At 75.3% G+C, this 7,465-nt stretch carries 6 protein-coding genes; 4 read left to right on the top strand and 2 right to left on the bottom strand.

The genetic code is table 11. The annotated features are described in order from the left end of the window. Positions 1–102: 102 nt before the first annotated feature. A complete protein-coding gene (gene galK / locus AB0C76_RS12940) occupies positions 103–1,227 on the top strand; it encodes a galactokinase (protein WP_359963802.1) in 1,125 nt (374 codons plus the stop codon). 68 nt (positions 1,228–1,295) lie between these two features. Here galK and AB0C76_RS12935 read toward each other — a convergent pair whose 3' ends face one another. Beyond that, entirely contained in the window at positions 1,296–2,030 is a 735-nt protein-coding gene (locus AB0C76_RS12935; protein ID WP_359963800.1) for an NAD(P)-binding domain-containing protein, read from the bottom strand. Between the two features lie 457 nt (positions 2,031–2,487). Here AB0C76_RS12935 and AB0C76_RS12930 point away from each other — a divergent pair, with 457 nt between their 5' ends. The 3 genes from AB0C76_RS12930 (at position 2,488) to AB0C76_RS12920 (ending at position 7,084) form a co-directional block, all read left to right on the top strand. After that, positions 2,488–2,877 carry a hypothetical protein gene (locus AB0C76_RS12930; RefSeq protein WP_359963798.1) on the top strand — a complete coding sequence of 130 codons (390 nt, stop codon included), beginning with the start codon at positions 2,488–2,490 and terminating at the stop codon, positions 2,875–2,877. Beyond that, a complete protein-coding gene (locus tag AB0C76_RS12925; RefSeq protein ID WP_359963796.1) occupies positions 2,843–5,647 on the top strand; it encodes a transporter substrate-binding domain-containing protein in 2,805 nt (934 codons plus the stop codon). Before AB0C76_RS12930 ends, AB0C76_RS12925 begins: the two co-directional genes overlap by 35 nt. A 66-nt stretch (positions 5,648–5,713) precedes the next feature. After that, the gene (locus AB0C76_RS12920; protein WP_359963794.1) at positions 5,714–7,084 is read left to right on the top strand and encodes a cytochrome P450; all 1,371 of its coding nucleotides are present in this window, start codon (positions 5,714–5,716) and stop codon (positions 7,082–7,084) included. Here the strand turns inward: AB0C76_RS12920 and AB0C76_RS12915 are convergent. Further along, on the bottom strand, positions 7,047–7,460 hold the full coding sequence (locus AB0C76_RS12915; RefSeq protein WP_359963792.1) for a Fur family transcriptional regulator: 414 nt from the start codon (positions 7,458–7,460) through the stop codon (positions 7,047–7,049). The two genes, AB0C76_RS12920 and AB0C76_RS12915, sit on opposite strands and share 38 nt — an antisense overlap. Positions 7,461–7,465 lie beyond the last annotated feature (5 nt).

Here is a 7,465-nt window from a genome sequence, read left to right as displayed (position 1 = left end):
CGACAAGCTCAAGTACCTGGCCGGCGTCGAATCCGGCATGGACGCCTTCGTCAACGACGTCAGCCCCGAACACGCGGCCCACCGGCTGCGGGAGGTCGCCCGATGAACACCTTCTCCGAGCTCTACGGACACGCGCCCGAGGGGGAGTGGGCCGCCCCCGGGCGGGTCAACCTGATCGGCGAGCACACCGACTACAACCTCGGCTTCGTCCTGCCGATCGCCCTGCCGCAGACCGTCCGCGCCCAGGCCCGGCGGCGCGACGACGGGCTGCTGCGCCTGCACTCCACCAAGGGCGGCGGTGCCGAGGTGGCGGTCGCGGACCTCACCCCCGGCAGCGTCACCGGGTGGGCGGGCTACCCGGCGGCGGTGGTGTGGGCGCTGCGCGAGGCCGGGCACGACGTCGGCGGGGCGGAGCTGTCCCTGGGCAGCGACGTGCCGACGGGCGCCGGGCTGTCGTCCTCGGCGGCGCTGGAGTGCGCGGTGGCCATCGCCTACAACGACCTGTACGGACTGGGCCTTTCGGCGCCCGAGCTCGCGTTGGTCGCGCAGCGGGCGGAGAACGCCTACGTCGGCGTGCCGTGCGGGATCATGGACCAGATGGCCTCGATGTGCTGCCGCGCGGGCGCGGCCCTGCACCTGGACAGCCGGGACCTCGCGATGCGCCAGGTGCCGGTGGACCTGGCCGGTGCGGGCCTCGCGCTGCTCGTCCTCGACACGAGGGTCAAGCACGACCTCGGGGACGGCGCGTACGCCGGCCTGCGGGCCGGCTGCGAGCGCGCGGCGCGGCTGCTCGACCTGCCCGCCCTGCGCGAGCTCGGGCCCGCAGACCTGGCGTCCGCGCTGCCCCGGCTCCCGGAGGAACTGCGGCCGCTGGTGCGGCACGTGGTCACCGAGAACGAGCGCGTGGTCGAGGCCGTCGCGCACCTGGAGGCGGGCGCGCTCGCGGCGCTGGGCCCGGTGCTCACTGCCGGGCACGCCTCGCTGCGGGACGACTACCGGGTCTCCTGCCCCGAGACCGACCTCGCCGTCGACACGGCCGTCGCGGCCGGGGCCCACGGCGCGCGGATGACGGGCGGCGGCTTCGGCGGCTCCGTGATCGCCCTCGTGGATGCGGAGGCGGCCGAGGCCGTGGCGGCCGATGTCACCGCCGCGTTCCTGGCCAAGGGCTTCACCGCCCCGCGCACCCTGACCGCGACCCCGGCCGAGGGCGCCCGCCGTACCGCCTGACCGTGCCACCCGGCTGCCGGCGGGGCACCCATCCGGAGCGTCCCGCCGGCAGCCTCCCGTCGTACGCCTCAGGCCCTGTGCGCCTCCGGACGCTCCGGCGAGGCCTCGGCGAGCGCCTGCGTCACGGCCTCGACGCCCGCGCGCAGGCCGTAGACCGGGGTGCCGGGCTGCTGGCGCCAGGACTCGTCGAGGCCGCCGGCGTCCACCGTGTCGAAGCCGATCTCGTCGATGAGCGCCCGGACCTTGCGCTTGGCGTCCTCGTCGTCCGAGGCGACCGGCACGGCGAGGCGCTCCGGATCCCCCTGGGGGCGGGGCCGCTCGACCAGGTCCTGGGCGTAGGTGCCGTTGAACGCCTTGACGACCGGGTGGCCGAGGTGCCGCTCCGTCCAGCGGCTCTCGGTCAGGCCGCCCTCGATCTCGGCGATCAGGCCGTCGCGCTCCTTCGGGTAGTAGTTGCCGGTGTCGATGACGGCGAAGCCCTCGGCGGCCCCGTCGAGCAGGCCGGCGGGCAGGTCCGGCACGTTCTTCAGCGGCACCGTGACCACGACGACGTCGGCGCCGCGCGCCGCCTCGGCGGCCGGCACCGCCCGCGCCCCCGTCTCCGCGACCAGGTCGGCCAGCGACTCGGGCCCGCGCGAGTTGGCGACGGAGACGTCGTGGCCGAGAGCGGTGAAGCGCCTCGTCAGGTTGCCGCCGATGTTCCCCGCGCCGATGATGCCGATCTTCATGGTGGGACCCCTTCGCAAGAGTTTCCGTACGCTCGACATGGCCCAACCACCCCGCGGCGCCGCCGATTCCCACACTCCAGGGTGATCTCGCAGGATCAGGGTTGACGTATGCCGGGTGACGGAGCGTCGGACACCCGCGGGGTGGGCGCGCGGACGGCACGGGCGCGGGCACGGTGACAGGCGCACGACCGGGATCGCGCCCCGCCGACCGGACCCGTCCTGATCGCCGGCGGCAGTCAGACGGCGGCAGTGGCAGCGGTGGTGGCAGAGGTGGCACGAGCGGCATCGGCGGCGACCGGTCACGCTGGGCGTTCGTCACTCCGCGTGGCGGTCGCGCTGGGTGTCCACCGGGCGAATGCCGCTACCGGAGAGCCCCGATTTCGGCCCGGTACCGGTCGCGCTGAGTATCCGTCGCCTTGAGTGCTGCTCACCCTACGAATCGATCGTGCAAAAACGGTGACGGTGGGCCCGTTCCGGAAGATGATGGTGGGGAGGCAACCGGCCACAGGTCCTCGGGGAAGGAGCGTGCGCCATGACGACCTTCGACGGGCCCGCCGGGCTCCTGCTCCACGTCCGGCCGGACACCGGCCTCGATCCGGACGAGCTGACGGAGCTCACCGCCCGGCTCCGCACCGAACTGCTCGACGACCTCGACCTCACCGACGCCGAACCGGTCGAGGAGGAGTCCGCGCCCGAGGACGCCAAGGGCCTCGGGAGCCTGGCCGGCGTGCTGCTCGTGCACTTCGTGGACCTCGACATGCTGCGGGCCGTGGTGACCTCCGTCCGGAACTGGGTCGGACGGACCGGACACGTCGTCGAACTGAGCTACGGCGGCGACACGCTCAAGGTCACCGGGGCGACCGCCAAGCAGCAGGAGACGATGATCGATGACTGGCTCGCACGTCACGCGGCCGTCACCTGAGCTGCCCGACGAACTCCGCTTCGCGCTGGTGGTGGCCACCGCCCGGTACACCGACCCGGCGCTGCGCCAGCTCCGTGCCCCGGCCCGCGACGCCGACCAGCTGAGCGAGGTGCTCGCCGACCCGCGGATCGGCGGCTTCGCGGTGACCCGGGTGGTCGACCGGACCGCCCAGGAGATCCGCCTGGCCGCGGAGGAGTTCCTCACCGGCCGCGACCCGGAGGACCTGCTGCTCGTCTACCTCTCCTGCCACGGCCTCGTGGACGTCCGCCGCAAGCTGTACTTCGCCGCCACCGACACCGTGAAGACCCGGCTCGCCGCCACCGGGGTGGAGTCGCAGTGGCTGCTCGACCTGATGGAGGACTGCCGGGCCAGACGGCTGGTGGTGATCCTCGACTGCTGCTTCAGCGGCGCGTTCTCGCACGGGCTCAAGGGCGACGAGGACCTGGCGCTGGGCGAGCGCCTGCGCGGCCAGGGCCGCGGGCGGGTGGTGCTGACCGCCTCGCGCGGCAGCGAGTACTCCTGGGAGGGCGAGCCGCTGTCCGGGACGGAACCGCCCGGTTCGGTGTTCACCACCGCGATCGTCGACGGCATCCGCAGCGGCGCGGCCGACGAGGACCACGACGGCTACGTGTCGGTCGACGACGCCTACGCGTTCGCCTTCGACCGGATCCGGTCCGGTGGCGGTCAGCAGACCCCGCAACGGTGGCTCTACGGCGCCGAGGGGAAGATCCTGATCGCCCGCAGCCCGGCCGGCGTGGCCGTCGCCGCCGCGCCGCTGCCGGAGGCCCTGCGCAGCGGCCTGGACAGCCCGCACCCGGCCATCCGGCTCGGCGCGGTGACCGCGCTCGGCGAGTGGCTCGCCGGGCCCGACCCGGCGCGCGAGTTGACGGCCCGGCGGACGCTGAAGGAGGTCGCGGACGCCGACGTCCCTCTCGTGGCCTCGGCCGCGCGCGCACTGCTGGAGCAAGCCGGACCGAAGGCCGGGGAGCGGCCGACGCAGCCGTCGAAGGCAGGGGCCGGCGGGCCGGAGGTGCCGCCTTCCAGGGCCGGGTCCTCGAAGGCCAGGCCGGACGGGCCCGGGAGGCCGGCTTCCAGGCCCGAGCCCGGGGCGCCGACGTCGAAGGCGAAGCCCGGCGGGGCCCGGCCGTCGTCCCCGACGGTCGAGCGCACGCCCGGCGGGGCCCGGCTGTCGCCCCCGGGACTCCGGTGCGAGCCCGGGGGACGTCCGGAGCGGCCGTCGAGGGCCGAGCCCGCCGAGGTCCGGCCCGCCGTCCGGCCCGCCGAAGACCGCCCGTCGCGCCCGAAGCCGTCGGTCGGCCCCGTCGCATCCCCACAGGGCGCACCAGGAACGGAGCCCGTGCGGCCGGAATCCCGCCCCGAGCCGGCCGGGCGGCCCGCGGTGCAACCCGCCGTGCAGCCGGCCGCACGGGCTCGCCCGCCGGCGGCCCCGGCGGTCCCGGCCGCGCCCCGCCCGGATGTGCCCGCCCGTCGGACGGCGCCCCGGCCTCCCCCGGCCCTTGCGGTCCCGTCGCCGGAGGCATCCGCCCGTCGGACGGCCCCCCGGCCTCCCCCGGCCCTCGCGGTCCCGTCGCCGGAGGTGCGCGCGCGGGCCGTCCCGCCTCCGCCGCCGGTCCGGAACGTGGAGGAGTTCGGCTCGCTGGCGCAGGACCTCGTGTCCCCGCCGGCCGGTTCGTCCTCGCCGCCGTGGTCGTCACGGCCCCCCGGCTCGTCCTCGCCTCCCGGGCCACCTCCACCGAGCGGACCCGGAGCCCCGGGCGGACCCGGGGGCCCGCCAGGAGACGCCCCGCCCGGCCCCCGGATCCGTCTGTTCCCGCGCGGCCGCAAGGTCCGCGCCCTCCTCCTGGGAGCGCTCCTCCTGGTGCTGGCCGCCGTCGCCACTGTCGTGGTCACCTCGCGCCCCGGGCCGCCGGCCGCGCGGACGGCCGCGGGTGCGGCCCCGAACGCGGGGGCCGTCCCCGCCGTCTCGACGGATCCGGCGCTGGCCGCCCTGGTCCCGGCCGCCGTGCGGTCGAGCGGCAGGCTGGTCGTGGCCACCGACCCCGTCCACGCGCCCAACGAGTTCAAGGACGACCACGGCGTGATCGTCGGGATGGACGCCGACCTGGCGAAGGCGGTCGCCCGCAAGCTCGGACTGACCGCGGACCTCGAAGCGGTGAACTTCGACGGGATCGCCCACGGCGTCATGTCGGGCGCCTACCAGCTGGGCATGAGCTCCATCGACGACCGCAGGAAGCGCGAGGGGTACGTCGACATGGTCGACTACTTCACCGTCGGCACGGCCGTCGCGGTGCGGGCCGGGAACCCGGACCGGATCGACCCGAACGACCTCTGCGGCCGGTCGGTCGCGGTCAGGACCGGCAGCCCCCAGACCGGTGAGATCACCGGCACCCGCGATCCCGCCTGCGCCACCGCGGGCAAGCCGGGCATCCGCAACGGCGGCGACACGTACGGCGCGCAGAAGGACGCGACGGCCGCCGTGGTCTCCGGCCGGGACCAGGCCCTGCTGGGCCCGTCCGACGTCGTCGACTACGCGGTCAGCACGGGCGGCGGCCGGTTGACGAAGGTCGGCGCCGCCTACGACTCCGTTCCCTACGGCATCGCCGTCGGCCGGGGCAGCACGCTCACCCAGGCGGTCCGGGGCGCCGTTCAGGAGCTCATCGACGACGGCAACTACGGCCGAATCCTCACCAGTTGGGGTGTCCAGGCCGGAGCCGTGGGCAAGGCATCGGTCGACGGGGCCACCAGCTGACCCGATTCCTCCGCGGAGAGCCGGCCCCCTGGTGCGCGGCGGGCGACTGCCCTACCGTCGGTCGCCGTGACCCTCGACCAGGACCGCGCGAACCGGATCTTCCCGCCCGCCACCTACGCGGACGGCGTCCCGTACGACCTCTACCGCGAACTGCGGGCGGCCGGGCCGGTCCACCGGATCGAGGAGCCGCCCGTCGGCGACTGGCCCGCGGGGCCGGGCTACTGGGCGGTGCTGCGGCACGCGGACGTCAAGCACGTGCTCCGCAGCCCGGGGGACTTCTCCTCCCACCTCGGCGGCACCCAGATCCGCGACCCCGACACGCCCGCCGACCTCGCCTTCGCGCGCACGATGATGCTCAACCAGGACCCGCCGGACCACGCGCGCCTGCGCCGCATCGTCGCCGCCGCCTTCACCCCGCGCGCCCTGGCCGACCTGGCCACCGCCATCGAGGGGCGGGTGCTCGAACTCGTCGACGCCGTCCGGCCGGTGGGCGCCACCGACTTCGTCGGCCTGGCCGCCGACCTGCCGCTGTGGACGCTCGCCCGCGTGATGGGCGTCCCCGACCGGGACCGCCCTCTCCTGCTGGACTGGGCGAACCGGGTGATCGGCTACCAGGACACCGACTACGCCGCGTCCGCCACCGCCGACCCGGCCGGCCTGACCGCCCTCGGTCGCGCCGCCCTCGCCCACCGCCCGACCGCCGTCCCCGGCGGCCGTCCGCTCAACCCGCGCTCCCGCGCCGGCCTCGCCGATCTCTACGCCTACGCCCACGCCCTCGCCCGACGACCGGACGCGGACGGCCTGCTGGCCCGCACCCGGGAGGCGGGGCTGACGGTCGACGAGTTCGAGACGATGTTCTTCCTCTTCGCCGTGGCCGGCAACGAGACCGTCCGCAACGCCCTGCCCGGCGGGCTCCACGCCCTGCTCAGCCACCCCGACCAGTACCGACTGCTGTGCGAGAAGCCGGAGCTGACCGCGTCCGCGGTGGAGGAGATGCTGCGGTACTGGCCTCCCGTCGTGGAGTTCCGCCGCACCGCCACCCGGGACCTCGTCCTGGCGGGCCGACCCGTTCGGCGCGGCGACAAGGTCGTCGTCTACCACGCCTCCGCGAACCGCGACGAACGTGTCTTCCCCGACCCCGACCGCTTCGACATCACCCGCACCCCGAACGACCACGTGAGCTTCGGATACGGCCCCCACTTCTGTCTCGGTGCCCAACTCGCGCGCCTGCAGATGACGGTGATGGTCCGTCATGTCGTCACCACGCTCCCCGGCCTGGAGCTCGCGGCCCCCGACCGCGCGCCGCAGCGCCTCGTCTCCAACTTCCAGAACGGGCTCAAGTCCCTCCCGGTCAGGTGGCGCGCGGGCGGCGGCTCACGCCGGGTGAGCGGGGCGCGCGTCAGCGTGCGCACTCCGGGCAGAGCCCCCGGTAGGTGATCTCGGCGCCCGACACGGTGAAGCCGAAGCGCTGTTCGGACGGGAGGTCGGCGAGCGGGTCGCCGGCCGGGTGGACGTCGCGGATGGTGCCGCAGCCGGTGCAGACGAGGTGTTGGTGGGGGCGGTGGGCGTTGGGGTCGTAGCGCTTGGCGCGGCCGTCGGTGGCGACCTCGACCACCTCGCCGAGCGTGACGAGCTCGCCGAGGGTGTTGTAGACGGTGGCCCGGGAGATCTCCGGGAGCCGCTCCGCGGCGCGGGCGTGCACCTCGTCGGCGGTGAGGTGCACGTGGTCGCCGTCGAGGACCTCCGCCACGACGCGCCGCTGGGAGGTGAGGCGCCAGCCGCGCTCGCGCAGCCGTTCCAGGAGGTCGCTCATGTCGG

The organism is Kitasatospora sp. NPDC048722 (assembly GCF_040650235.1).
In the GTDB taxonomy this organism is placed as follows: Bacteria; Actinomycetota; Actinomycetes; order Streptomycetales; family Streptomycetaceae; genus Kitasatospora.
The sequence above is the reverse complement of the archived record's forward strand: the minus strand, read 5'-3'. Positions and strand labels throughout refer to the sequence as shown.

Excerpts from the sequence above, each read along its gene's own strand:
- AB0C76_RS12930 (WP_359963798.1), top strand. The coding sequence starts at position 2,488 with ATGACGACCTTCGACGGGCCCGCCGGGCTCCTGCTCCACGTCCGGCCG.
- galK (WP_359963802.1), top strand. The coding sequence starts at position 103 with ATGAACACCTTCTCCGAGCTCTACGGACACGCGCCCGAGGGGGAGTGG.
- AB0C76_RS12915 (WP_359963792.1), bottom strand. The coding sequence starts at position 7,460 with ATGAGCGACCTCCTGGAACGGCTGCGCGAGCGCGGCTGGCGCCTCACC.
- AB0C76_RS12925 (WP_359963796.1), top strand. The coding sequence starts at position 2,843 with ATGACTGGCTCGCACGTCACGCGGCCGTCACCTGAGCTGCCCGACGAA.